This is a genomic window from Enterococcus sp. 3H8_DIV0648, from assembly GCF_002140655.1.
In the GTDB taxonomy this organism is placed as follows: domain Bacteria; phylum Bacillota; class Bacilli; order Lactobacillales; family Enterococcaceae; genus Enterococcus_A; species Enterococcus_A hulanensis.
On sequence record NZ_NGLG01000001.1, the window covers coordinates 245,729 to 270,919 of the forward strand.

The 25,191-nt window shown below is 41.5% G+C and carries 24 protein-coding genes and 1 riboswitch; of the genes, 19 read left to right on the top strand and 5 right to left on the bottom strand.

Going from position 1 to position 25,191, the window contains the following annotated elements:
• Positions 1-169 precede the first annotated feature (169 nt).
• Entirely contained in the window at positions 170-2,221 is a 2,052-nt protein-coding gene (locus A5875_RS01125; RefSeq protein ID WP_088931901.1) for an LPXTG cell wall anchor domain-containing protein, read from the top strand.
• Between the two features lie 67 nt (positions 2,222-2,288).
• Positions 2,289-2,663, top strand: coding sequence for a hypothetical protein (locus tag A5875_RS01130; RefSeq protein WP_088931902.1), 375 nt, complete (start codon positions 2,289-2,291; stop codon positions 2,661-2,663).
• Positions 2,664-2,877: 214 nt separating this feature from the next.
• Here the strand turns inward: A5875_RS01130 and A5875_RS01135 are convergent, their stop codons facing one another.
• Together A5875_RS01135 and A5875_RS01140 are read right to left on the bottom strand one after the other, a co-directional pair.
• Positions 2,878-3,777: an oligosaccharide biosynthesis protein Alg14 gene (locus tag A5875_RS01135; protein WP_088931903.1), complete on the bottom strand. Its 900-nt coding sequence runs from the start codon at positions 3,775-3,777 to the stop codon at positions 2,878-2,880.
• A 315-nt stretch (positions 3,778-4,092) separates the two neighbouring features.
• Positions 4,093-4,623: a folate family ECF transporter S component gene (locus tag A5875_RS01140; RefSeq protein WP_088931904.1), complete on the bottom strand. Its 531-nt coding sequence runs from the start codon at positions 4,621-4,623 to the stop codon at positions 4,093-4,095.
• A 35-nt stretch (positions 4,624-4,658) separates the two neighbouring features.
• Positions 4,659-4,756, bottom strand: a riboswitch (THF riboswitch).
• A 179-nt stretch (positions 4,757-4,935) separates the two neighbouring features.
• Between A5875_RS01140 and A5875_RS01145 the strand changes: the two genes are divergently transcribed.
• Both A5875_RS01145 and A5875_RS01150 read left to right on the top strand, forming a co-directional pair.
• A complete protein-coding gene (locus A5875_RS01145) occupies positions 4,936-5,544 on the top strand; it encodes a hypothetical protein (RefSeq protein ID WP_088931905.1) in 609 nt (202 codons plus the stop codon).
• Between the two features lie 51 nt (positions 5,545-5,595).
• Positions 5,596-6,294, top strand: coding sequence for a hypothetical protein (locus A5875_RS01150; RefSeq protein ID WP_088931906.1), 699 nt, complete (start codon positions 5,596-5,598; stop codon positions 6,292-6,294).
• A 44-nt stretch (positions 6,295-6,338) separates the two neighbouring features.
• Here the strand turns inward: A5875_RS01150 and A5875_RS01155 are convergent, their stop codons facing one another.
• Together A5875_RS01155 and A5875_RS01160 are read right to left on the bottom strand one after the other, a co-directional pair.
• On the bottom strand, positions 6,339-6,794 hold the full coding sequence (locus A5875_RS01155; RefSeq protein WP_088931907.1) for a hypothetical protein: 456 nt from the start codon (positions 6,792-6,794) through the stop codon (positions 6,339-6,341).
• A 42-nt stretch (positions 6,795-6,836) separates the two neighbouring features.
• Positions 6,837-7,739 carry a LysR family transcriptional regulator gene (locus A5875_RS01160; protein WP_088931908.1) on the bottom strand — a complete coding sequence of 301 codons (903 nt, stop codon included), beginning with the start codon at positions 7,737-7,739 and terminating at the stop codon, positions 6,837-6,839.
• Positions 7,740-8,075: 336 nt separating this feature from the next.
• Here A5875_RS01160 and A5875_RS01165 point away from each other — a divergent pair, with 336 nt between their 5' ends.
• The 10 genes from A5875_RS01165 (at position 8,076) to A5875_RS01210 (ending at position 18,798) form a co-directional block, all read left to right on the top strand.
• Positions 8,076-8,930, top strand: coding sequence for a sugar phosphate isomerase/epimerase family protein (locus A5875_RS01165; RefSeq protein WP_088931909.1), 855 nt, complete (start codon positions 8,076-8,078; stop codon positions 8,928-8,930).
• 18 nt (positions 8,931-8,948) lie between these two features.
• On the top strand, positions 8,949-9,797 hold the full coding sequence (locus A5875_RS01170; RefSeq protein WP_088931910.1) for a shikimate dehydrogenase: 849 nt from the start codon (positions 8,949-8,951) through the stop codon (positions 9,795-9,797).
• A 119-nt stretch (positions 9,798-9,916) separates the two neighbouring features.
• The gene (locus tag A5875_RS01175) at positions 9,917-11,206 is read left to right on the top strand and encodes an MFS transporter (RefSeq protein ID WP_088931911.1); all 1,290 of its coding nucleotides are present in this window, start codon (positions 9,917-9,919) and stop codon (positions 11,204-11,206) included.
• A 232-nt stretch (positions 11,207-11,438) separates the two neighbouring features.
• Complete coding sequence (locus tag A5875_RS01180) at positions 11,439-12,767, top strand: citrate transporter (protein ID WP_088931912.1); 1,329 nt, start codon at positions 11,439-11,441, stop codon at positions 12,765-12,767.
• Between the two features lie 24 nt (positions 12,768-12,791).
• Entirely contained in the window at positions 12,792-14,912 is a 2,121-nt protein-coding gene (locus A5875_RS01185; protein WP_088931913.1) for a hydantoinase/oxoprolinase family protein, read from the top strand.
• A gap of 33 nt (positions 14,913-14,945) precedes the next feature.
• Positions 14,946-15,563: a hypothetical protein gene (locus tag A5875_RS01190; RefSeq protein ID WP_088931914.1), complete on the top strand. Its 618-nt coding sequence runs from the start codon at positions 14,946-14,948 to the stop codon at positions 15,561-15,563.
• A 92-nt stretch (positions 15,564-15,655) separates the two neighbouring features.
• Entirely contained in the window at positions 15,656-16,492 is an 837-nt protein-coding gene (locus A5875_RS01195) for an SDR family NAD(P)-dependent oxidoreductase (protein ID WP_088931915.1), read from the top strand.
• A 174-nt stretch (positions 16,493-16,666) separates the two neighbouring features.
• Complete coding sequence (locus A5875_RS01200) at positions 16,667-17,188, top strand: ClbS/DfsB family four-helix bundle protein (RefSeq protein ID WP_088931916.1); 522 nt, start codon at positions 16,667-16,669, stop codon at positions 17,186-17,188.
• A 28-nt stretch (positions 17,189-17,216) separates the two neighbouring features.
• Positions 17,217-17,972, top strand: coding sequence for an ABC transporter ATP-binding protein (locus tag A5875_RS01205; protein ID WP_088931917.1), 756 nt, complete (start codon positions 17,217-17,219; stop codon positions 17,970-17,972).
• Positions 17,953-18,798 carry an ABC transporter permease gene (locus tag A5875_RS01210; RefSeq protein ID WP_088931918.1) on the top strand — a complete coding sequence of 282 codons (846 nt, stop codon included), beginning with the start codon at positions 17,953-17,955 and terminating at the stop codon, positions 18,796-18,798. The genes A5875_RS01205 and A5875_RS01210 overlap by 20 nt, the downstream gene beginning before the upstream one ends.
• Before the next feature lie 98 nt (positions 18,799-18,896).
• On the opposite strand, the gene A5875_RS01215 is transcribed toward A5875_RS01210, so the two are convergent.
• Positions 18,897-20,804, bottom strand: coding sequence for a M13 family metallopeptidase (locus A5875_RS01215; protein WP_088931919.1), 1,908 nt, complete (start codon positions 20,802-20,804; stop codon positions 18,897-18,899).
• A gap of 206 nt (positions 20,805-21,010) precedes the next feature.
• Here A5875_RS01215 and A5875_RS01220 point away from each other — a divergent pair, with 206 nt between their 5' ends.
• The 5 genes from A5875_RS01220 to A5875_RS01240 all read left to right on the top strand — a co-directional run bounded on the left by A5875_RS01220 (position 21,011) and on the right by A5875_RS01240 (position 24,918).
• Entirely contained in the window at positions 21,011-21,562 is a 552-nt protein-coding gene (locus A5875_RS01220) for a hypothetical protein (RefSeq protein WP_088931920.1), read from the top strand.
• 154 nt (positions 21,563-21,716) lie between these two features.
• Positions 21,717-22,688: a ribose-phosphate diphosphokinase gene (locus A5875_RS01225; RefSeq protein WP_088931921.1), complete on the top strand. Its 972-nt coding sequence runs from the start codon at positions 21,717-21,719 to the stop codon at positions 22,686-22,688.
• A gap of 139 nt (positions 22,689-22,827) precedes the next feature.
• Positions 22,828-23,973 (top strand): cysteine desulfurase family protein, encoded by a 1,146-nt coding sequence (locus A5875_RS01230; protein ID WP_088931922.1) that lies wholly within the window; start codon positions 22,828-22,830, stop codon positions 23,971-23,973.
• Between the two features lie 63 nt (positions 23,974-24,036).
• Positions 24,037-24,375 carry a DUF1831 domain-containing protein gene (locus tag A5875_RS01235; RefSeq protein ID WP_088931923.1) on the top strand — a complete coding sequence of 113 codons (339 nt, stop codon included), beginning with the start codon at positions 24,037-24,039 and terminating at the stop codon, positions 24,373-24,375.
• A gap of 222 nt (positions 24,376-24,597) precedes the next feature.
• The gene (locus tag A5875_RS01240) at positions 24,598-24,918 is read left to right on the top strand and encodes a hypothetical protein (protein WP_088931924.1); all 321 of its coding nucleotides are present in this window, start codon (positions 24,598-24,600) and stop codon (positions 24,916-24,918) included.
• The last annotated feature ends 273 nt before the right edge of the window (positions 24,919-25,191 follow it).

Consider the following 25,191-nt stretch of genomic DNA (forward strand, 5'->3'; position numbering starts at 1 on the left):
GGTCTTTGTTGGAATTAACAAAAAAACAGTAGGTGAATGTATTAAAAAGTAAAGGAAAGTGATCTTTTTCGGTAGTGCAGGGTTTCGAAAGGAGTGGGGAAAAGGCATAGAAGTTTACTAATTAGAGTACGACACCACTACGCGAAATATCAAAAAGGAGAGATTAAAAGTGAAGAAAAAGGTTTTGGTTCAATCATTGGTAGCTTCAGCAACACTGGGTTCTGTTGTTGTGGCGGCTCCGCTACAAGCGCGTGGGGAGCAAGTAGAGCAAACGACTACTACCACACAAACGGTTCAACAAAGTTTCGATGAGGTTAAGTATCAGGCATTGGAGCAGGCAGCGATCTCAGCTGTTGAAAAGGCGAAGCAAGAATTACAAGTCGCTACTGATACTTTGGCTAAATTAGAAGAAGCGGTTAAAAAGGAAATTGCAGGAGCCGAGAAAAATCTTGCTGATCAGCAAGCGGCTTTAAAAGCAGCAGAAGCTAAAGTGGCTGCTGCAACAGAAACGTTGAAGAGCGAGCAGGAAAAATTAGCCAAAGCCCAAACTCGACATGACGATAGAGTGGCAATGGCGGAAGCTGAGATCGCTTCTGCGGAAAAGGCGATCAAAGAAAAAGAAGAACCATATTTGGCAGCCAAAGAAGCTGCTGAAAAAGCCAAAGCGACAGTTGATGAAAAGATTGCAGCTTATGAAGTTGAGCAAACGAAGCAGCAGGCGATCATTAAAGAATCCGAAGCGAAAATCAAACAGGAGGAAGCTGTCTATCAGGAAGCTAAGGAAGCCTTCAATCAGTCAGAAACAACAATTCAAGATGCTAAGCTTGCTTTAGAAGCAACGTTAAACGAAATCAATAATCAACCCAATGTAATTATAGAAGCAACAAATGAAGAAATAGCATCTCAAAATGCAATGCATGCAGCACAAGAAAGACTTGGGGAAGCAACATCTGATTATCCTGCTCTAACTGAAGCCGCCAGTAAGGCAAAAAATCTTTATGAACTAGTAGCAAAAGCAGAAGCTGATGAACTCCCGACATTAAATGAAGAGATTAAAATCTTCCAGGGAATGGTTTCAGAACAAGAGGCTCTATTAGCAACAATGAAACCTACTGATACAAGTTATGCTTCAGCGCAGGCTGAATTAGATAGCAGGAAATCTGTCTTACAGTCTGTTCAAAATAAAAAGACTACGCTGGCTTCTGAGACAGCTCAAGCATCAGCTGCCTATACAGCTGCTCAAGCAACAGCCGATGCAGGTCTTGCGGAAATCCAAGCTGCTGAAATAGCTTATCAAGACAGTGTGGTTCAAAACGAGGTGACGAAAAAGGCTGCAGATGAAAAAATAGCTGCCGCTAATGAGATGATGAATAATAAAGCTTCCTTAATCGCTGACGCGGAAAATAAGATTCAGTCAGCGAACTTAGATCAGGAAAAGAAACATGCTGCTATGAAGGATGCAGAAGCAAGTATGAACGATGTAACTGCTGAACAGCAAAAAATCATTCAAGAAGCAAAAGATGCGATCGCGAAAAGCTTTGCAGAGGTTAGTGATGCAGAGAAAGCTTACCAAGTAGCCAATATTGATCGTGAGGTCAAAGAAAAAGAGTACAACACAGTATTGAACCAACAGCAGCCGATTATCGATTTTGCATCAGAAACGATTAAAGAAGCTAAGGCTGATCTGCAAGCACAAGTAGATGCGACAGCTAAAGCACAAAAAGCGTTGGACGATGCGGAAAAATCAGTTAAAGGTTTAGAAGCGGCGGTTGCCGACGCACAGAAAAATCTTGAAGCGGTGAAAGCTGATACTGCAGAAAAAATTGCTGCAGCAAAAGCGGATCTTGCTAAGAAGGAAACAGCTTTGAAAGAGGCAGAAGACTATTTGGCAGGATTGCGTGCTGGCGGCAACGATGCTAGAACAGGCAAATTGAAAGCCAATTATGTAGGAATGAGCAGCAGCTACCAACAAGGCTATGAAGATGCCTATGCTCTTCTATCATTCACTAGTCAGAATGTGCTGGCTCAAACATCAACCGTTCAAGCAACGACTGTTCAACAAAAGAATATTTATATCAAAGAATACAAGAAGGTTCTTCCAGTAACGAAGGGTCAATTACCGCAAACAGGTGATGCAGAAAACTTGGCAGCAGTATTGATGGGGTTAGGCTTGATCACCATTTCTGGCGCTGCATTATTGAAGAAAAAATATGCGGTTTAGCATTTAAGCACTGGGGCTTTGCCTCAGTGTTTATTTTTTAAGAGAAATGAAAGAGGGGGGAGCTACTTTGTCGCCAAAAGAGGTTCAATCAAAAATCGAATCATTAAAATATACAACGGATGAAACCAAGACCATCTATCTACAGCAACTAGCTCAATGTAATTCGTCATCTGAGCTTCAGGAGTTAGCGAAAGTGATTGAAGCAGGTGAGCAGCAGCTGTTAGACATCCAAAACACCATGTTTGAAACCTTAGAATCCTATATTTGGAGGATCAATATGTTTAAGTATATGCCCCTGTTTGACAAAACTCACTGGATTGAAAAGCTAATTGCCTGTGATTTTGTAGAAGACATGACCGAAGTTTACAACAAAGCAGCAAATGCTGAAAAGGAAGCGAAGGAGAATACGAATGGTGGATGGACGATTCTAAAGGAGGATTAAAAGCTTGGAAGAGATCTCATCAGGGAAACATTTCTGGTGAAATTTCTTCCATTTCTATTGCTGATATTTAAGGAAGAAATCTGTATGTTTGATTATCAAGGTTCAAGCTTTGTAATTAGAAAATAAAATAGAAAAATTCTTTCCTTATCAAATAGTTTTAAACCAAAAGAAGCACAACTTTCGTAACTGAAAGTTGTGCTTTTCTTTAGTTAATCTACAATGCACTCTCATGCTCCATTAACTCTGGATAATACTCGTATTCCGCGAAAAGCTTTGGATCGTAATCTATGAAACGCTTGACCCAATTCTTAGCTTCAAAGAAATCGAGCATTTCTTGATCGGCTGGCTGATAGGGGATATTCAAGAAGGCTGTTAATTGACTCAAGTCAGGTTTAAGCATAAAAACATTTCTTGGATCATAAAGGCGATAAAAGGGCAGCATTTCATTTGCTGTGACCAGTTTCTTTTGTAAGAACAGCGACTCAAAGGTTCGAAGGGTCACACCATATTGACCAGCGCGCAATATTTCTAAGATTCCTTTACTGCGTTTGACTAGTTGCAGATAGTCCCCATAAGGCAGGTAGCCTTCCTGTTCGTTCCCACGCTTTGGCAGGATATGATAAAACGTCGATAGCCCCAGTGATTCAAAGCGATCCTTTAAATCCAACGCTTGCTGCTTGCGGCCATTGTCATTGGCGCCAAAGAAAATATCGTAATCTGTCTCATGCAGAGGTTCGCCAACAGATCGCGTGTAAAAGGAACTGTTGTGCTTTAGTCCTAAATCCCGAGCCTCTAACGGATCGAAGTGATAAATTTCATCGATAGCTGCTTCTTTTTGGGCGGCATTTAATTTGCGGTAGTGCTCTAATTTGAAGTGATTCCAGAAAAATAGAACGATTTTGGCTTTTGTGAATGGTCGAATTCGAGCGGCCATTTCTGGTTCAAACCCGAAATCTAAGAATATAATCAATTGAAAGTTTTTCAAATAGTGGCGTAAATACTCGTTGCTTGCTGCAAGTAACTCTTTTCCTGAACAAACACTCATCTCTGAGATGGCAGGGAAAAAGTAAAGTGAACGGTCCTTAGGGACGATCAAGACATCTGAGTTTTTCATTTTTCTCCCAGCTTTCGTATTAAATTTTCCCCAGTTTAGCGCTTTCCATCGCCAATAGCGATTTTTATGCTTGAGAAAAATAACACAGCTAGTTCATTAAAAAAGGAATTTTTTTGTTCTCGTACGCATATCATCACACTAGACTGATTGAACGCGAATACTTTATCCATCATAGAAAGCCGCTCTTACTATAATTAACTGTGAAAGCGCGGCTGATAAAAAAAGAGACCGCCTATGGGATAAGACGGTCTCTAAGAGGGTATACAGTGTGAAAGAAATAACTACTTTCAAACAAATGTAATGAATTCTCAAAAATTAATGTGCCCGATTGAAACGAGCGATCCATTGTTTATATGGTAATACGCCGCCTAGGAAGTAGGTGATGGCTGCTTGGATTGGAATCCAAATCACGGTTTTGATCAAACGTGGTGCCCAGATCACCCAGCTATTCAATGGCACATGATACATCATCGCCAGCCATAGCGGAGTCAAGATTAAATTGATCAAGATTGTTGTTACTAACACCGATTGAATCGCGTTTTTCCAAGTAATTTCTTTCTTATAGAAGAAGTAACCGTAAATGGCTCCTTCTAGAAAGGCATTGATGGTAAAACCGATGAAAAAGGGTGCCTTCGCGAAAAGCGACATTCCTATAAAATCAGCGATCACCGAGCCGATTCCTGTCCAGAATGGACCGAACAGCATTCCCATAATAATCTCTGGGATAAAGGTAAAGCTGACCTTGAGAAATTGTGTCTCGATTCCCAAAAGCCGAGACAAAGTGACCATCATGGCGATTAATAGCGCCATCGTTGTGATGCTTCTAGCATCGAGGTGTTTCTTCATTTCTAGCATCTCCTTATAGAGCTGCTACATCTTCATGCAGCGAATGCGAAAATAAAACCGCAGACCAAAGTCTTTCGTCCAGAGGACAACATCCCATCCCTCCAGCACTTGACGCTTTATTTCCTACTCTGATTTATTTTTGGGGAAGTCCCCGAAAAAATACTAGCACAGAATGAAAGAGGAAACAATCTTTTCATTCCATTCCCGCGAAAATAGTAAAAACTTTATTTTTACGAATAAAGTTGGGTAATTTTGGGGGCATTTTAGAGGTATTATAGAACTATATAAATTATAAAGAAGAGAGGTCAATTTATGGCTGTTAAACCGTTGGATGAAAGACAGTTGTTTCGAATGAAACGAGAAAATCTTGAGAAGAGGATCAATCTCTACTATTTAGAGACCCATGATACAGATACAGTATTGGAGTACAGTCTAGCCGTTCTAGTATTTAATGGGATTACGATAGATGATTATTCATTTGTTTGTAAGGATTTGATCAAGGAAATCTTTTTAACAAATGAACCTAGTGATAAGCTGCGGGATTATTGTTTGTATTTCTACGATTTCTTTGAGTACGAAGAATGGGAACAGGTAAGAGATCGGTTATTCAAGAATCGAGCGGCATTTTCTGAACACACCCGGGCGATTCGTCCGGAAACAAAATATGTACGAGCGGAATCTGCTCCTACAGCGGAAACGACAGAGAGTTCCGAGGATTACTTCGAAACAGTTTTTAAGGATGAACTGGGAAAGAAGCATAAGCAAAGATTTAGAAATGTGGATGTAGATATGCCAAACAAAAAGCTTTTTACACTATTAAGGATCTTAACGAAGCTGACCATTTTTGAAAAAGATGGTGTGCGAAGATTTACTCAGGTAGTGCCTGCTGATTGTAAAACGATAATAGCAGATACTTTTTAGGGGATGAAGAAGCACCAAAGTACGATTTTTTAGGAAGAGGGGAAAAGGAACATGCAAGTTTTGCAGGAGAGACAGCTGCTTCAAATGAATCGGGATTCTTTAGAAAAAAGAATTCTTCAATATTATAATGAAACAAAGAACGAAGACGTCGTGATCGAATATGGGATGGCGCTTCTAATGAGGAATGCGATGGTGATGGATGATTATTCCTTCATCTGCAAGGATCTGATTCGCAAGATATTTTTAGAAGGTGAACCGAACGATAAGAAGCGCGACTTTTGTTTATATTTCTACGACTTTTTTGACTATAGTGAATGGGAGATCGTCCGAGCACGACTGTTTAAAACGCGATCAGAATTTTCTGAATGGACGCGAGTGATTCGACCAGAGACCAAGTATATACGGGCGGCTGCAGCACCGACCTATGATAAGTTCGATGAGATATTAAGCCATGCAACAAGGAATTATTCAGAAAAACAAAGAGCCGAAGCATTTGCTGATAAAGAGAACTTTGATTTTTTATTTAAAGCCCTTTTTGCGGACGAGAATGGCAAGAAGCATATGGTAACCTTCAAGCACGCGGACATCAGCAAGTCAGGCCATGAAATGTATATTTTATTAGAAATTTTGACGAAGCTGACGATTTTTGAGAAGGATGGTGTTCGTCGTTTCCAAGAAATTCTGGGAGAGGATTGTATGTCAGAAGTCAAACATTCAATTATTCGAAAAAAAAATAAAGCTCGTAACTGATAAAAAGAAGAAGCAGGACGCTAAAATCGTTCTGCTTCTTCTTTTTAAATATTCAACACGTTAAATACTAAGATACCCCAAACAATGAAGACAACTATGCCCCAACCGCAACCTTTTTTGTACCCTGTATAAGTTTGGGTAAAATTTGAATCTTCAACATCATTCTCAAACACTGCTTTATTTGGATCATTCTTTAAATAGTAAACATTTAACTGTGTCGGGAAATCCCCTCCGCCATTATCACGATACACGAATTTCTTTGTCTTTTTACGGCCGTTGATCGCATACTCGTACGTCACAAAAATCTTGGAATAATCACTCAGATCATCCGTATTTTTGGTAGAGTGGTGCCATTTCACAGCTTTGGCTGGAACATACCAACCTTTTTCTTTGGCCGTTTGATAAATTTTCTGCTTTTTGGTACGCGGCTGCCTTATCAAGAAAAAAACAAAGGTAAGCAGCGGTGGAATAATCAGAACGACAAACTGTTTTATCGTCACCGACTTCACCCCCCTTTAAGTTATAGTTTTTGCTAGCTATGTTTAATAAACGATTTCTTTTGGATCGGAATGTGCTAAAACAAACTCTTTGAAGTTGATGACTGCCGGTGTGAGATAGGCTTCTTTATTCGTAACTAAATAGAAGGAACGATCCATCAGCACATTTTTCAAGTGAATTGTCTTTAGCGGCAAATGCTTCAAGATATACATATTAGGTACTACCGCGATACCAAAGCCTTGACTGACTAGTCCGGCGATGACCTGATCCACGGTGACTTCATAAACAATATTGTAGCTGCAATTATTTTTCTGGAAGACTTCATCGATGACATTGCGCAGGCCGCTGCTTTTGCTGAAGCCGATCTGCTCATAGGGCTGAGTCTGCTCTAAATAAATATCATCAAACTGTGCCAATGGGTGATCCAGCGGTGCGATCACAACTAACTCTTGGCTGGCGATCGGTAAGAATTCAACACTAGGTTCATCCGGCAAATAAGAGGCGATGCCGATATCGTAGTGCATATTTTTGATTCCGTCCACGATCTCTTTGGTTACTCCAGAAGAGGTGTGAAAATCAAAAATAATCTCTTTATCTAAGTTGGCGTCGCGAAACTCCCGCACTAATTTTGGCACAAAGGTCGTTCCTAAAACTGGTAAAAAGGCGAAACTGATAAAGCCGCTGCCTTTGCTGATCTTGGTGACCGTCTCGATCCCATCATCTAATGTCCCCAATGTTCGTGAAACATAGTCTTGAAAAATCATGCCCGGTTTGGTCAATACGACATTCCGGCCTTTTTTTTCGAATAAGGTGATGCCCAGTTCATCCTCAAGTGAGGCGATGGCATTGCTCAAGCTTGGCTGTGTGACATTCAATATTTTACTAGATCGGGTATAGTGCTGCTCTTTGGCTAATACATCAAAGTATTTCAAATGTTGTAAGTTCATGGGCACGCTCCTATTTATATGACCTTTTAAATGATTATAGCAAAACCTATATGTTTTACCTATAGGTTATTCGAGAAAAACCAATTAGAATTTTGAAAAGTCCCACGTTAAAATGAAGGCAAGATTTGATTGTGAAAGCCGATACATTATTAAAGCTACGGTTTTCGCATCAAAAAATCCTTTCATACATTAAGAGACTGCAGCTCTTCATGTGAAAGAAATAACTTTCAGAAATTTAAATACGATTTTAAGATGTCAGATGATTTTGGATTAAGTGAAAACTCAGATTAATGACGACAAAAAAGATTGGATCAGTACAAATTAGGAGGAGAACAAATGAAAAAGGTACCATTAACAATCAGCTCTTATACATTAGGAATGGAAATTGATTTTGAAGAACGTGTAAAAATTGCGAAGGCAGCAGGCTTTGACGGCATTGGCTTACGTGCTGAAACATATATGCTGGCAATCAAACAAGGCTATTCTGATGAACGCATGTTAGAAATCTTAGCAGAAAACGACATGAAGGTAACAGAAGTTGAATACATCACCTTGTGGGCTGATCCAAATAAAACCCAAGAAACACCAGAAACACTGTTACAACAATTCAAAGAACAAACAGTTTATCACATGGCTCGTTTATTCGGCGTAGGTCATATCAACTGCGGCTTGATGGAAAAATATCCAGCGGAAGTTCATATCCAAGCCTTCAAAGAATTATGTGCACGAGCAAAAGAATTAGTAATTGGTTTAGAATTCATGCCTTACAGCGGTGTACCAGATTTAGCAAGTGCATGGAATATCGTTGATAAAGCAGGCTGCGACAACGGTATGTTGATCTTAGATACATGGCATTGGGCACGTGCTGAAACGTTAGCAGAAGATTTGAAAGGTGTACCAGCAGAAAAAGTTGTTTCTGTTCAAATCTGTGACGTGTTGGAACGCCGCTACCCAGACACAATTTTACGTGACGAATCAATGCATGATCGTCTTTGCCCAGGAACTGGCTGGGGAGATACAGTTGGCTTCTTGAAAGCAATCAAAGAGCATGGAATCAAACCTCGCGTAGTCGGAACAGAAGTTATCTCTGATCCAATTTTAAGCCTAGGTTATGAAAAAGCAGCGCAAATGAACTATGACACAAGTATCGATGTAATCAAACAAGCTTGGCCGGAACTATTAGAAGACTAAAAAAAGGTGGATAAAAAAATGTTAGAAGGCGTATCAGGTAAAACACAATTATACGGGTTGATCGGCAGTCCAGTCGGACATTCAGGGTCACCTGCGATGTACAATTATGGCTTTGAACAATTAGGCATCGATGCCGTATATCTAGCGTTCGACGTACAAATCGAAGAAGTAGCAAATGCATTCCAATCTGTTCGCACATTCAACATGCCTGGAGGCAACGTAACAATGCCTTGTAAAGGTGAAGCGGCGAAATACATGGACGAATTATCACCAGCGGCCCAAATGGTCGGTGCGATCAATACCTTCCAAAACAAAGATGGAAAATTAACGGGTCACATTACAGACGGTATCGGTTTTGTCGATAACTTGAAGGCTCATGATGTGGAACCTAAAGGAAAGAAATTTGTCGTGTTAGGAACGGGCGGTGCGGCAACTGCGATCCAAGTTCAATTAGCGATCGAAGAAGCGGCAGCTATCGATATCTTCAATATCAAAGATGATTTCTTTGCTAAAGGCGAAGAAACTGTCGCACGCATCAAAAAATTCTATCCTGATTTAGCTGTTGCGATCCATGATTTAGGTGACGCTGAATTATTGAAACAAAAAATTGCTGAAGCGGATGTTTTAGTAAATGGAACAACTGTTGGTATGGGTGTAGGTTCTACTAAGACACCGATCAGTGATACAAGCATGCTTCATGAAAAATTAGTTGTAGCCGACGCGATCTACAATCCGCCGAAAACACAATTGATCAATGATGCAACAGCAACAGGCTGTAAAACAGTGACTGGTGAAGGAATGCTGCTAGGGCAAGGTAAAGCGGCGTTCAAGATTTTTACTGATCAGGAATTACCGGTCAGACCATAAATCCTTCTTTTTCCGTGCACTCTGCGGAGTGTACGGAATACAAATGAGGGGCAGCCCTTCAGCAAAGGACGTTAGTAAACTGTTTTAGTGTTAAAAAATATTTTTAAGGGAGCCTAGAGATGAGATCGAAAAAATATATCATGTCGTTGGTAACGACATACTTGTGCTATTTTACACATGGGATGCAAGCACTTATTCTTAGTCAAAATATGCCTTACTTTTATGAAAAATGGGGCTATACAGATGCAACAGCCGGAGCAGCAGCAGTTTCTCTAGCGATTACGGCAACCGGTTTTGGTAAATTCGTTTCTGTTTGGATCGGCGGAGAAGTTTCGGATAAGATCGGCCGGAAGAAAATGGCGATCGGCGGATCGATCCTCTACATCATTTGTTTTGCCGGATTATTACTTAGCCCGAGCATGATGATCGCTTCGGTCTGTGCCTTTATGGCTGGTGTGGCAACATCTGGTTTCTGGGATGCGTCACTATATCCAGCGGTTCAAGAAGCAGCACCAAAATATGCTGGTTCAGCTCTATTGGGAATTAAATTGTTCGTTTCATTAGCAGGGATCGTTTATCCATTGATGGTGGTTAATTTCACTGAAATGGGTTCTCCTCAATTGAATGTCATTATTCCGTTAGTTTTGTCTGTTGGTTGTTTAGTTTTAGCGGCATTTTCTCCATTCGCCTACGACGATATGATGAAGGGCAGTAATGATCAAGAGGCTTCAGATGGGAATCACTCAGATGCCATCAAACAGGAAATCGAAGCAGCTAAAGCAAAAATGTTAGTGAAACCAAATGTGTTGGTTAACTTCATCACTATGTTCTATGCCTTCTTATGTATGTTTATTATGTATGGCGCTCAGCAATATACCAAAGCTTTCGGATTAAGCAATGCCGGTCTTACTGAGTTGCAAGCAGCCGGATTAACGTCGATCTATACCTTTGGCGGAATCATCGCGGTAGTTTTCTGGGCAATTCTGATGGGTAAATTACGTTGGAATCCATTGAAGGTTTTAGTGATTGATTCAGTCTTTACCGCATTGGCATTAGCGAGTGTATTGATCATTCGTCATCCAGCAGTCATTTATGCAAGTATCGCGGCTCTAGGCTTTTTCGCGTCAGGCGGTGCTTTGCAAACAGGATTGGGCTTGCGTCAGTTATTCTGTCCAGGACCTAAAGGAAGAAATACAGGGATCTATTATACATTCATGGGCTTTGCCAGTACCTTCTTACCGTTCATCGTTTCGGCGATGACCAAATCAGTCGGTGAAAAACAAGCGATTTACATTATGATGGGCTTGCTTTTAGTCGCTGCACTTACGGCAACAGTTATGATGGTGTATCTATTAGGTCAACATAAAAAAGTATTCGGCTATAGCGCTTTTGAAAAAATGCGAGATTAATTGCGAAAACAAAAAAGGAGGTAGGACTATCACTAGTCACCTCCTTATTCGCTTAGTGTACGAACACTGGATAGCTTTTAGTTAAACGTTTTTAAGTAATCACTAGTCGATTTTAGAATATTTCTACCTATTTTTTAGATGAGCTGCAAAAAGTTGAAGGGAAATCCTTTTTGCTTATCATCCGTATTAATTTGTGTCCAGTGTTGGACGCTAGGTAATTTAGGAGGTCCTCATGGATATTGTAATTGGACTATTACTGATCTGTTCCTTTGCGGGGATGGTCATCTATTGTATCAAAGGTCATAACTTGATGATCGGCTTTTTCATCATGGCGACGATTTGGACATTTTTGCCAATCATTGGCAATCTACTGTCGCCGAATGCGGCATTTGATGGATTGACGATCCACGATATGCTGCGTCAAGTGTATCAAACAGCACCGGAAAAATATGGTGCATCGGTCATGAATATTTTCTTGGGAGCCTTCTTTGGGCGAATCCTGTTAGACACTGGGATTGCGGCTACGATCATTCGAAAAAGTGTCGAGCTGGGGGGAGATAATCCCGCGGTGATTTTAGCGATCGTGAATTTGATCAGCGGCTTTATCTTTACCTCAATGACCGGCGGCGGATCGGTAATCGCTATCGCAGTCATTGTTTTACCGATTCTGTTTTCGATCGGTATTCCGAAAGTCGTTGGTTTCTTCTCCTTTACTGGATCAGTTGCGGCGGGGATTTTCTTGAATCCGATCAACTTCGGACAATACTCAGCCTTCTTTTTAAATTCAAATGGCGGACAAGAATATACGTATAACGATTACTTCCCGTTTGGGATTTTGGCGTTCGCAGTAATGATCACAGTAGTTTCACTTGCGTCAATGATTTATTTAAAAATGGAAAATCTCACGTATTCTTGGGCAGCGGTCAAGCAGAGTGAAGTGGTGGATGCACCAGGAATCTCATTAATCACACCATTTTTACCGGTGGTAGGAGTGATCGTGTTTAAGCTGCCTGTGATACTGTGTTTTATTTTAGCAAGCTTATATGGGCTAGGTGTTTGCGGCGGATTGACAGGGAACTTCCGCGAAATCTGTCGAACGATCTCGCGCATCTTTACCGAAGGAGTTAAAGATATGTCGGCGCTGATCGCCTTTTGGATTACTTTGGCGATGTTCAATGACGCTGCAGTTTACGCAGCTCCTTATTTTCAAGAAATTATCGGCGGCTGGATTCCTTCTTCTCCGTTGATTTTATGTATCGCTTTTGGGATCTTGGCACCGTTAACGTGGTTCAAAGGACCGCTTTCGTTGATTGGTTCAGGTGCGGCACTGCTGGCAGTGGTCAGTCAGACGACGAATTTTCCGACAACCTTCTTATACCCTTTGTTTGCATCCGTACTGATCGGCATGGCTCATTTTGACATTACGATCTCTTGGAATGCTTGGGGATTGGGCTTCAATCGGATCAATGCAGTCGATTATATGAAGGTGGCGCTGATTCCGGGAACAACGGTGGCATTGATTCTGGAAATCGCGAACTTTTTCCTCAACAATCCGCTATAGAACTTAAGAAAGGCAGGTCTCAACATGAAACGACGTGTTCGGATCGGGATCGATGTCGGCGGTACCCATACAAAAGCGGTAGCGATCGACAACGATACCCAAGAAATTATCGGTAAATCATCGGTAAAAACAACCCATGACAGCGAACAAGGTGTGGCTGAAGGTGTGGTCAATTCCTTCTTAAAATGTTTGGCGGAGTTTGATATTGCACCCGAGGAAGTCGTCTTTGTCGCTCATAGTACAACACAGGCGACGAATGCCTTATTGGAAGGTGATGTTGCCAAAATAGGGATCATCAGCACAGCCAAGGCAGGAATTGAGGGCTGGTTGGCTCGCCCTCAAACCAATTTGAAGGATATCGATCTGGGAACGGGACGCAGTATCCATGTAGTCTCTCGTTTCATTTCTCAGAAAAATTTGACAGAAGAAGAAATCGAAAAGGTTATCGATGAACTATTAGCAGAAGAAATTGACGTACTGGTAGCCTCGGCTGCCTTTGGTGTCGATAATTTATGCTTAGAAGAAAAGATTGCGGCAGTTGGTCGCAAAAAGAATATCCCAGTAACATTAGCATCAGAAATGACGAAGCTTTACGGCTTGTCTCGGCGAACGCGGACAGCGACGATCAATGCCTCGATTCTGCCGAAAATGCTGGAGACAGCGAATTCCACGGAAGAGAGTGTCCGTTCTTCTGGTGTGGATGTGCCTCTGATGATCATGCGAGGCGACGGCGGTTTGATGGATGTTGTTGAAATGAAGAAACGCCCTGTTTTGACGATGCTGTCAGGGCCGGCTGCGAGTGTGATGGGTGCCTTGATGTATTTACGTACTTCGAATGGGATCTATTTCGAAGTCGGCGGCACTTCGACCAATCTCGGTGTGATCAAAAATGGTCGGCCGGTCATTGATTATTCGGAAATCTCAGGACATAAGACATACGTTAATTCACTGGATGTACGAGTATTAGGAGTGGCCGGCGGCAGTATGATCCGCGTGAGCAAAAGCGGAGTGAAGGATGTCGGTCCCCGCAGTGCTCACATCGCAGGGCTTGAATATGCTGTTTATACTCCTGAAGAAGAAATCGTGGAGCCGCAGCTGGAGCTGTTCTCACCAAAAGAAGGCGATCCGGCTGATTATGTCGCGATCAAATTAGCTAGCGGCAAACGAATCACAATCACCAATTCATGTGCGGCCAATGTTTTAGGATATGTCACTGAGGAAGATTTTTCTTATGGAAATGTCGCTTCGGCGAGAAAAGCGATGGCACCTTTAGCAGAGTATTTGAATACCTCCGTTGAAGAAGTGGCACGCCAGATTCTAGCCAAAGCAGTTGAAAAAATCATCCCAGTGATTCGTTCGTTGGCGAAAAAATATCAATTAGAAAAGAATCAAATGACGCTAGTCGGTGTCGGCGGCGGGGTGGCCTCGTTGATCAAATTTGCGGCTGAGCAGATGGAATTAAATTATAAGATCCCCGATAATGCGGAAGTTATTTCTTCTATCGGTGTCGCCTTGGCCGCAGTTCAAGACGTAGTTGAGCGTATCGTGCCAAGCCCAACGAAACAAGATATTCAGGCGATCAAGCAGGAAGTAACGGATATGGCGATCGAAAGCGGTGCGACCGAAGACAGCGTCGAGGTCCACATCGAAATTGATCCTCAGACACAAAAAATTACGGCCCGGGCTTCGGGATCTACAGCTGCGCAAGCAACCGAACTTCAAAGTGCTGCTACAGAAGCCGAAGCACGAGAAATCGCGATCCAAGATTTTCGTTTGCCGGCTGAACAGGTCAAGCTGTTGGATTCAACGGAGCAGTTCAATATTTACGGCTCCAATACGAAAAAAGGCAATGCGATCCGTGTAATTGATAAGAAAGGCTTTATCCGCGTTCAGCGGGAGCATGCCGAAGTCGTCAAGACCACGATCCAAAGCTACTTTGAAGTCGTCAATCAGTTGTGGGAAAGTATGGCAAATTATCAAAGTGATTTGATTATCAGACCAGATTACTATTTCTGTGTTGGTCCGCGGTTATTGGACTTTTCCAGTACAGACTTCTCTCAATTAACGATGCTGATGGAGATTGAGATGAGCGAAATTATAGGAACGGATGAGATCATCATCATTGCAGCAAATCGATATATTTAGGATCAGTCTAAAAAATGAAAAGGAGTGCTGGCGATGGATTTTAACGCTTTATTAGATCAGAGCGATGAGAAATATGCTGAGTATTTACTATCGCAGGATCATTTGTTTAAGAAAATTCCCGACGACCAGCGCTCAGAGTTGATTTATCAAGCGATTGAATGCGGAAGGAATGCCGCAAGAAATTTTTCAGCGGCAGATTTGTGGGAATATTGTCGGCAAGAAGCGATCGAGATCGATTATTTTACGGAAGAGCTGAAAGCGGAAAATTTTCGTTTTGTCTTGGCAGAATTTCAATTGCCGAATCGGATTCGCATCAATCAAAGTTTATTAGACGAAGCGGACGAATTTTTGAAAGAGCAGGAGTTTTTGAAGGATCAACGAGTAGATGAAATCTTATTAGCTCATGAGCTGTATCATTACTTAGAAAATCAGCAGAAATTGTTTACGATTCAAAAGCAGCTGACCTATCAAATAGGACCTTTTAAAAAGCAAGCACGCTTGCATTCGCTAAGTGAGATTGCTGCGACAAGCTTTGTTCAAGAGCTGTTGGATCTTAGTTTTTCGCCAATTCTTTTGAATGTTGTTTTGCTTTTTCCTGTGGCTCCTGATTATAGTCAAGAGCTGGCAAAACAACTATTAGTGATTGATTGAACAGGGCTATAGATTGATTGAAAAAAAGAATTAGTATCCACTGAACGGATTCAGTATATTTAAAGAAAGAAAACCTTTAAGGAGCGGAAATAATGGAAAATACATGGTTAGATTTAGCAGATGACGTGGTAGTAATCACGGGAGCTTTAGGTGGAATGGGACGCAAAATCGCAAATGACTTCGCAGAGCAAAAAGCCAACTTAGCTTTAGTCGATTTAAATGAAGAAGCAACTGAAAGCTATGCCAAAGAATTAGCGAATAAGTTTGGAATTAAAGCGAAGGGCTATGCGTGTAATTCAACAGTTGAAGAACAAGTAGATGCTTTAGCGAAAACAGTGAAGGAAGACTTTGGTCGCATCGACGTATTGGTGCAAACAGCAGCGATCCTAACTTTCAGCCCATTAGAAGATTTAGCATTAGATGAATGGAAACGAACAATCGATGTAAACTTGACTGGCTACTTCTTAGTTTCACAACGTATCGGCCGAGTGATGATCGAGCAGCAATCAGGCCGGATGGTTCACATTTCTACAATAGCTTCAATCGCACCGGAAACTTATTCAGGTGCTTACAGCCCAAGTAAAGCCGGCGTGAATATGTTGTCTAAAATGATCGCTGGTGAATGGGGACAATATGGCGTACGCAGCAACTGCGTATTACCATGTTTTGTTAAAACACCATTATCAACAAAATTCTATGAAGATGCAGAAGTTGAAGAAGGCCGTAGAAGAATGACTGCCAACCGTCGTATCGGTGAAGTGCAGGATATTGCTAACGCGGTATTATATCTTGCAAGCAAACGTTCAGACTACACGAACGGTCACGAATTACGTGTAGAAGGCGGCTTCGGCAATATGATCGGCGATCTGGTACCAAAACCAGGCGGACGCCGTCAATACGCCATCGATTCAAAGAAACCAAAAGCATAGTAACTAACTAGAACCCTGACAGTTTTTCTGTCAGGGTTCTTTGTTTTGTACAAAACGTCATTCAATCATAACGAGAAACCTAAGCAAACATGACAAGTTGCTAAAACACCCTTTTAGAACTGTTAAATTATGAGTGTAGCAGATAGCTAAAACAAACAAAGGAGCGTGTAAACCATGCAAGAATACGTAAGCAAAGAAGCATTTATTACAGAAATAGAAAAAAGAGCAAATTTGTTCATCAAAGAATACGAGGACATCAGTGAAGAAGATAAGGATGTACGTTTAGCTGAAGGAGAACGGACGCCATTTGAAAATCTTGCGTATCAGCTAGGCTGGTTGGCGCTGATCCAACATTGGGAGAATACTGAAGGAAATGGCGAAACAGTGGAAATGCCTGCTCCGGGAATCAAGTGGAATCAGCTAGGCCCCTTGCATGAACAATTCTATGCGGATTATCAAGACAAGAGCCTAGCTGAAATGACCACCTTATTCAAGAATGCTGTCGCTGAGAATAGTCAGTGGCTTGCTAGTTTAGATGATGACGTGCTGTTCAAGCCCGGCGGTCGAAAATGGGCTCAATCGACTTCTTCCAACTGGCCTGTCTGGAAATGGGTCCACATCAACACCGTCGCACCATTTAAATCATTTCGGACCAAGGTTCGCAAATGGAAAAAACAGCGAGCTGAACTGGATTAAAGATGAATCAGGAAAAGGGGTAAACAACATGAATGAACTCGTAACAATCTCAAACCTAGCTAAACAGTACAATAATCAAGAAGTCTTAAAAGCTATTTCATTTTCGATCCATGAGGGGGAACTATTTTCAATCCTAGGACCAAATGGTGCCGGAAAATCAACCTTGATTTCTTTAATTCTAGGATTAGCCAAACCAGATGCTGGCGAAATTTTACTTGAGGGAAGAAAACTTGAAACGCAATCGATCAAGCACAAGTCAATGATCTCTGTGGTTTTTCAAAACAGTATTTTAGATCCAGCTTTAACAGTCAAAGAAAATTTATTTATTCGTGCTTACTTTTATGTCAATAACTGGAAAGAAGCCAAGCGATTAGCGAAAGAAAAATTAGCTGATGTTCAAGGAAGTCATTTGCTGAATAAGCGCTACGGTGTCCTTTCCGGCGGAGAAAAGCGCAAGGTCGATATCGCTCGTGCTTTGCTCAATACACCAAAACTGTTGTTTCTGGATGAGCCAACAACTGGTTTGGACATCGGATCGCGAGCAGACATGTGGCGATTGATCCACCAATTAAAAGAAAAATATCGGATGACGATCGTACTGACCACACACTATATGGAAGAAGCCAAGGATTCTGATAATGTTTTGATGCTGGATGCGGGAAGGGTCATGGCCTATGATGCACCAGAGGCATTGAAAAAGAGTTATCACTGCCTAACACTAGAAGATGTCTTTTTAACAATCATGGAAAAAGGGAGAGAAAATTATGAATGCTTTAGTCTATAGAGGGTTATCACTATTTTTCAAAAACAGGCAAGCGGTAATTGGTTCCTTTATTGGTGCTGCGATTATGATCATTCTGTATGTTTTCTTACTAGGGGAAAGTTTAGTTGGCTCATTATCTGTCCTAACTCATCCTAAATTGGTCGTTGATGCTTGGATGCTTGCGGGGGTTATCGGGATTGCCTCGGCTAGTTCCACACTTGGTTCGGTTAGTTTGATGATTCGCGATAAAGAAAGCAACGTCTATACTGACTTCATGATTTCACCTATTTCAAAAAGTAAAATCATGCTGGGCTATTTCTTTAGTACCTTTTTGATTTCATTGTTGATTACTTTGGTTGTGATCGTTATCGCTGAAATCTATCTCGTGGTACTTTCAAAAGGAGAGTTCTTAACTTTACCGCAATTTGGTTTATTATTTGTCGTAAGTATTTTGACTGTCTTTTGTTCATCGGCCTTCATGTTTTTCGTAGCTAGCTTTTTTAGACGGATCGATACTTTTTCTACTGTGACCGCTGTGATTGGCCCGCTGATCGGTTTCTTAACGGGTTGCTATGTTCCGATAGGGAGTCTGCCAGAGGGTGTTCAAAAAGTGGTAGAATATTTCCCTTTAACTAGCGGGATTGTCTTGATTCGACGCATTTTGACAGAGAATGTCTTTTCCTCAGCCGATAAATCTGCGGCGACTATGGTCAAAGAAGAGTTAGGGATCGTAATAATGAGCGGACAAACGGGCATTGCCTTGCCAATCGCGATTCTAGTGATCTCAAGCTGTCTATTCTTAGTCGTTGCCTTATGGAATGTTAAGCGAGTGGAAGTGAAACGATAAGCTCTTGCTTATAAAATAAACGATGAAAACTGCCTAAAAGACCAGCGAAACAGTCTTTTAGGCAGTTTGTTTTTTCTGTATTTAGAAAAGGATTTTGTTTACCAAATACTTACACGTTTTTCAGGTGCCAAGTACATGGCATCTGTTGTTTGGATATTAAACGTTTGGTAGAAGTCTTCCAGATTTTTAACTTGGACATTGGCCCGTAATTTGTTGGGTGCATGCACATCAATCGACAAGAGCAGCTGTGTGTATTCTTGTCGTGCTTTCATCCGCCAAATCGTCGCCCAGTTGATAAAGAAGCCTTCAAGGTCGACATCACTATCTTTCTTCGCTGCCTCTAATGCACAGCTCAGACCGCCTGCGTCGGCGATATTTTCTGAGACCGTCAGTTTTCCGTTTACTTTTCCGCCAGCAATCTCCAAACCGTCGAATTCAGCGATCATTTGATCGGCTAATTCTTGGAAGTGTTTTTGATCTTCTGCTGTCCACCAGTTGTTCAAATTTCCATACTCGTCAAAGAGTGAACCATTGTTGTCAAAAGCGTGAGAAATTTCGTGAGCGATCACAGCACCAATTCCGCCAAAGTTTTCACTGCTGGATTGCTCCAAGCTGTAAAACGGTGCTTGCAGGATCGCTGCTGGGAAAACGATGATATTGCGGAATGGATGGTAATAGGCATTCACTGTGTCTGCGCTCATTTCCCATTCATCACGTTGGACTGGTTTGTTCCATTTGGCGTACTCATCTTTGCGCTTCAATTTACTAAAATGCAGAGCATTGCTTAAAAGCGTCCCGCCGTTTTCTGCGGGAGTTACTTTGAATTGTGTATAGATTGGCGGAATTTTTTCCGGATAACCAACGTGAATGCCCAAGGTACTTAGTTTCACGATGGCTTTTTCACGAGTAGCCTCACTGAGCCATGTGTTGCTGCTCAAACGGTCCTGATAAATACCGACCATTCTACGTACCATTTGTTCGACATCTTTTTTCGCTTGCTCGCCAAAATATTTTTTCCCGTAATAGTCGCCGACGATTTGATCGAAACGCCCAGAGGCTAAGTAGAAGGCCGCCTTTTCTTGCGGACGTGCTTCGGGTGCTCCAGAAAGCGCACGGCTGTATGTGCCGCCGACTTGACGAAACTCCTCACTGAGATAAGCAGTCAATGCGTTGATCGTCATCACCAGCATCCAGCTTTTCATTAGCTGGAAGGTATCAGGATTCACTAATTCATCCAGCTGCTTGAAAAAAACAGGTTCGGTCACGATGATTTTCTCGGGAATTTCACCGATTAAACCAACCAATAATTTCTTCAAGTCTAAATGCTGACTGCGTTGAATAAATTCTTCACCGCTTTCGGGACTATACATTTTACTGTAGTCTGCATTTTCTTCCGCGCTTTTTACATGAGGAGCTAACAATTTGTCATATTGGAGTGCTTCGTCCGTGATTTTTTCTGCCGTAGCCGCTTCGTAGCCTGCGAGTGTGAATAACTTCATTGTCATCTCTTTAAAAATCGCTAAAAGCTGCGGTGCTTGCGGATGATCAGGCTCGTAATAGGTTTTATCCGGCAAGATCAGGCTAGGCGCGCCAGCAAACAACGCATTGATTTTAGTATTTTTCATGTCAGCGTCCACGTCGACACCGAAAGGCAAAGGCAGCCCATCAAGTACCCAACTGGTTATTTGCTGATCGAGATCGGCAAGATCTTTTAATTCTTCTACTTGTTTTAGTAAAGGAAGCATCGGTTCCGCGCCATCTTGATCGCGTTTTTGGTAATCATTGGCTAATTGGAAATAAGCGAGGTATTCCTTCATTAAGTCATTTGGAATGAGTGAGGGATCGTCGCTCATTTTTTTCGTATCAGCCATCAATAAGTCGTCAATGTCATCTACCAGATCTTGAAAGCCGCCTGTCGCTGGTTTATCTGCAGGGATCGTGGCTTTTCTGATCCACTCGCCATTGACTGCTTCGTATAAATCTTCTTTGATTTTTGTTTTGTCCATAAAACTACCACTCCTTTGTATTTATTGTTTCATCTATACTATAATAAAACAATTAACGTGTGACTCATAGGAAAGCAGCTTTTTTTCTTTTGGGATTTTTTCGTATTTGCACGCTTGGTATTACACTAAACACATTAAAGTGTCGAGTGGAACGGATATATGTTATACCTTAAGTAGATAGATAAAAAAGATTCGGTGGTGAAAAAATGGATTATCCAATCGATCAATGGAATGAACTAAAAAACTTTGAAACGTACCGCGAGTGGAAAACACCGCGAGGATTTTTATGCGGAACATACGCCAGCAGTGTGTTGTTGGCTTATTGGCAGGATCATTTAGATGATCGCTGTGTTCCAAACGGTTTAAGAGAAAAGGGCAGTACTCAAAATGAAGAATTAATCCATGCGCTGCAGCCTGTATTACAGCCAATTGATTTTCCGACAGTGCCCTTGCAGATTTCTTTGGGTTTAAATCATTTTTTCCGACGCTATCGCATTCCTTTTCGAGCAAGAAGTACCGCGGCAGGATCTTGGCAGCGAGTGACGAAACGCATCATGGCTGGCGAACCTGTCATGATCGGTCTTTTACAAATGTTTGGCAGCAGCTATAAAAATCATTGGGTCGTCGTGCACGGGTTTATGGAAACTGCAGACGGACAAAAATTTTATAAAATTCATGATAATTGGGGCAAGAGTGCCGCAGTAATACCCGCGCAATGGGGAAACGGAACGATTTCGTTAGTTTCTCAAAGAAAATAATATATGCACCATGACTGACATCACGCATTCGTTTTATCGATAATCCGCAAAACCCGAACGAGGACTACTTGTCTTTCTAAACGAAAAGTAAAATCTACATCAAATAACTAAAAATATGTTAAACTGATGGTACAAAAATACTTGGAGGGACACCATGTCAGAAGAAAGTAATGAAAAGTTTAAAATTTTTAGCCTAAATGGAAACAGACCATTGGCTGAAAAAATCGCCGATGTCTGTGGCGTGCCGTTAGGAAAAAGTACTGTCAAACAATTCAGTGATGGAGAAATCTCTATTAACTTGGAGGAGACAGTCAGAGGATTTGATGTTTATCTAATCCAATCGACCAATGAGCCGGTAAATGATTATTATTTGGAACTATTGATCATGATCGATGCATTGAAACGCGCGAGTGCGAAGACCATCAATGTCGTATTGCCATATTATGGTTATGCCAGACAAGATCGTACAGCTAAACCGCATGAGCCGATCACAGCAAAATTAATTGCGAATTTACTTTCAGATGCAGGTGCAACAAGAGTTCTGACACTCGATTTACACACCGTGCAAGTCCAAGGTTTCTTTGATATTCCTGTCGACAATTTATTCACGATGCCGTTGTTTGCGCATTATTATCGCCGCCGCGGAATGGTGGGGGATGATTATGTCGTGGTTTCTCCGAAAAATAGCGGAGTCCAACGAGCTCGCAGTCTTGCAGAATATTTGGATACAGCGATCGCAATCGTTGATGTTACTGAAGAAGGCAATCCGGATACCGGTTATGTAATCGGTGATGTTGAAGGACGCTGCTGTATCATGGTGGACGATATTTTGAACACGGGAGAAGTCTTCTCCAACGCTTCTAAAACATTGAAAAAAGCCGGTGCCAAAGAAGTTGTCGCTTGTGCTTCACATGGATTATTATCACCTCCAGCGAAAAAGAACTTGGATGCTGCTGATATCAAAGACATTTGTATTACCGATTCTGTCTTGACTGATCCAGAACGTCATCCAGAAAAATTATCGATTGTCAGCTGTTCAGAATTGATGGGAGAAGCAGTTAAACGAATCCATCAAGATGAATCTGTCAGTCCTCTATTTACAATGGAACGGAAAGATTTCGAATAAGAAACAATCGTTAGTATTAGAAATAGTAATGTCTGGCTTCACGAACTGACTTTATCGGCAATGATAGACAATCTATGTCTAATTGCTTTAAAGTTGAGCAGGTTCGCGGAGCCTTTCTTATAGAAAGGTTCGAAGATTTGTGAAAAATATTTATTTAGATCATGCAGCGACAAGCCCCATGCATCCAGAAGTAATCGCGACAATGACAGAAGTCATGGCGGAAACTTTTGGCAATCCATCAAGCGTGCATTCTTTTGGTCGGCAAGCTGCCGGGATATTAGAAATCGCGCGCGAAACAATTGGCAAGAGTCTTGGGGTAAAATATCATGAGATCATCTTCAATAGCGGTGGTACTGAAGGAGACAACACAGCGATTTTAGAGACTGCCTTTGGTCGTCAAAATGAAGGTCGCCATTTGATTACGACACAGATCGAACATCCCGCCGTGATCAATACAATGAAGTATTTAGAGTCACAAGGCTTTGAAGTTACGTATTTGCCGGTGGATCGCAAAGGAAATATTTCTTTGGCTGATTTTGATGCCAGCTTACGGCCGGATACGATTCTAGTTTCGATCATGTACGGAAACAACGAGATCGGTAATTTGATGCCCATCAAGGAAATCGGTGAACGCTTGAAAGATCATCCTGCCTATTTTCATACGGATGCCGTTCAAGCCTACGGCAATCAATTGATTCGCCCACATGAGTTAGGTGTTGATTTTCTAAGTATTTCAGCACATAAGATCAACGGTCCAAAAGGTGTCGGATTCCTATATAAAAGTGACCAAGCAAAGCTTGCCCCATTGCTTCGCGGGGGTGAACAAGAAGAAAAACGCCGCGCAGGAACAGAAAATCTAGCCGGTATTTGCGCAATGGCAAAAGCTGTTGAATTATTAACGGAGGACGAACGGGAAGAGCGCCGCGAACTCTATGACCAGTTCACCAATAAAGTTTTAACGACGCTAAATCAAGCGGGCATTGATTATCATGTGAACGGTGATCTTGAAAACAAGCTGCCCCATGTGTTGAATCTTCGTTTTACCGGAATAAACAATGATCTATTATTAATGAAGCTGGACTTACGAGGGATCGCAGTTTCTACCGGGTCAGCCTGTACAGCAGGGACAATCGATCCGTCTCATGTATTAGAAGCTATGTACGGCAAAAATGCGCAGGAAGTAAAAGAATCACTGCGGGTAAGTTTTGGCTATGGTAATACCATGGAACAGGTGGATTATTTTGCTGAACAGCTGGTCGCTAGTTTACAAGAACTGACAAAGTAGATTGAAATGGCTGATACTTATCTTTATAATTAAGAATGAAAGAAAAAATGATGAGGTGAGTAAATGGCATTTACAAAGAAAGCGACAATCAAAGGGTCAAAATATCAATACGAATTAGCGCCGACAGCTAAAAAGTATACGCTGCGGGATAATGGTTTTACTGAAACTAGTTCAGGCAATTTCCAATTGATCCGTCCGTTACAAGCGACGCCCCAAAGCAAAGAAGGCTTCAAACTAAAAATCACAGTATCAAAGGATATCAGCACGATGAAAATGTCGGTAACGACTGCTAACGGATTAAAAGCAGTCGATATCTTTAAAGACTCAAAACAAGAATTGGTTCAAGAAAAATTCTATTTCCTATTGGATGGAATGATCGATCTGTCTCTTATACACATCTAGATGTGTATAAGAGACAGATCGTGGACTGTTTGTAAAAGAAGAAGTGTAAGTGTAAAGCGGATTTTATCTAATCAGATAAGATCTGCTTTTTTTATTAATAGATTAATCTCAATGTTTTACAGGTTCGCTTCAGTCAAAAATTATTCTTCAACCTGTGTGATTGGAGATTGATTGATTTTACGATTTTATAAGCGGATAATAATAAAAAAAGGACTGAGGTCAATGAGCAAAAAAGTATTGTGGATCTGGTCGTTCAATAATCGTCAGCAAACTGTTATACTGCCGAATGGGATGAATGCGACAATGAGACCGATCAAGTTTCAAAGCGGGTTGAGAGAAGCGCTGGTACCTGAATGGGAGATCGAATTTATCAGTGATGATCTGTCAGAAGAGCTGCCAAATGCAGATGTAATCGTTATTCCTAAGACAAATAAAGCTCTCTATGCAGAACGGGCGAAAAACGCGAAGGTCATATGGGTGTCGGGAAACGAGGTCGTGGAAAACGATTTTGAAGGAATTAAGAAAAAAATAACCGAGGCTTAAAGAGACAGGGAAAATAAGGCATAGTGTAAGTTGTAAAAGATTCGCACGGGTTTTAAAGAGAATTTTTAGGGTATTCAAAGGCTGTCTCTTATACACATCTAGAGGACCACTATCTGGGGCTTTAGTAGAGAGTTCAAAAATAATCTTAGGAGAGTTTGATAATGTTACCACCTTCTCTCTGTATTCAGGAGATAATATCTGTCTCTTATACACATCTAGATGTGTATAAGAGACAGGGTATTGAGAGATTCTACTAATTCATTAGATAAAGTT

Coding starts and splice junctions, on each gene's coding strand:
- A5875_RS01225 (WP_088931921.1), top strand. CDS start 21,717: ATGTCAGAAGAAAGTAATGAAAAGTTTAAAATTTTTAGCCTAAATGGA.
- A5875_RS01170 (WP_088931910.1), top strand. CDS start 8,949: ATGTTAGAAGGCGTATCAGGTAAAACACAATTATACGGGTTGATCGGC.
- A5875_RS01140 (WP_088931904.1), bottom strand. CDS start 4,623: ATGAAGAAACACCTCGATGCTAGAAGCATCACAACGATGGCGCTATTA.
- A5875_RS01210 (WP_088931918.1), top strand. CDS start 17,953: ATGAATGCTTTAGTCTATAGAGGGTTATCACTATTTTTCAAAAACAGG.
- A5875_RS01160 (WP_088931908.1), bottom strand. CDS start 7,739: ATGAACTTACAACATTTGAAATACTTTGATGTATTAGCCAAAGAGCAG.
- A5875_RS01185 (WP_088931913.1), top strand. CDS start 12,792: ATGAAACGACGTGTTCGGATCGGGATCGATGTCGGCGGTACCCATACA.
- A5875_RS01215 (WP_088931919.1), bottom strand. CDS start 20,804: ATGGACAAAACAAAAATCAAAGAAGATTTATACGAAGCAGTCAATGGC.
- A5875_RS01205 (WP_088931917.1), top strand. CDS start 17,217: ATGAATGAACTCGTAACAATCTCAAACCTAGCTAAACAGTACAATAAT.
- A5875_RS01145 (WP_088931905.1), top strand. CDS start 4,936: ATGGCTGTTAAACCGTTGGATGAAAGACAGTTGTTTCGAATGAAACGA.
- A5875_RS01175 (WP_088931911.1), top strand. CDS start 9,917: ATGAGATCGAAAAAATATATCATGTCGTTGGTAACGACATACTTGTGC.
- A5875_RS01190 (WP_088931914.1), top strand. CDS start 14,946: ATGGATTTTAACGCTTTATTAGATCAGAGCGATGAGAAATATGCTGAG.
- A5875_RS01200 (WP_088931916.1), top strand. CDS start 16,667: ATGCAAGAATACGTAAGCAAAGAAGCATTTATTACAGAAATAGAAAAA.
- A5875_RS01235 (WP_088931923.1), top strand. CDS start 24,037: ATGGCATTTACAAAGAAAGCGACAATCAAAGGGTCAAAATATCAATAC.
- A5875_RS01150 (WP_088931906.1), top strand. CDS start 5,596: ATGCAAGTTTTGCAGGAGAGACAGCTGCTTCAAATGAATCGGGATTCT.
- A5875_RS01240 (WP_088931924.1), top strand. CDS start 24,598: ATGAGCAAAAAAGTATTGTGGATCTGGTCGTTCAATAATCGTCAGCAA.
- A5875_RS01135 (WP_088931903.1), bottom strand. CDS start 3,777: ATGAAAAACTCAGATGTCTTGATCGTCCCTAAGGACCGTTCACTTTAC.
- A5875_RS01180 (WP_088931912.1), top strand. CDS start 11,439: ATGGATATTGTAATTGGACTATTACTGATCTGTTCCTTTGCGGGGATG.
- A5875_RS01165 (WP_088931909.1), top strand. CDS start 8,076: ATGAAAAAGGTACCATTAACAATCAGCTCTTATACATTAGGAATGGAA.
- A5875_RS01195 (WP_088931915.1), top strand. CDS start 15,656: ATGGAAAATACATGGTTAGATTTAGCAGATGACGTGGTAGTAATCACG.
- A5875_RS01220 (WP_088931920.1), top strand. CDS start 21,011: ATGGATTATCCAATCGATCAATGGAATGAACTAAAAAACTTTGAAACG.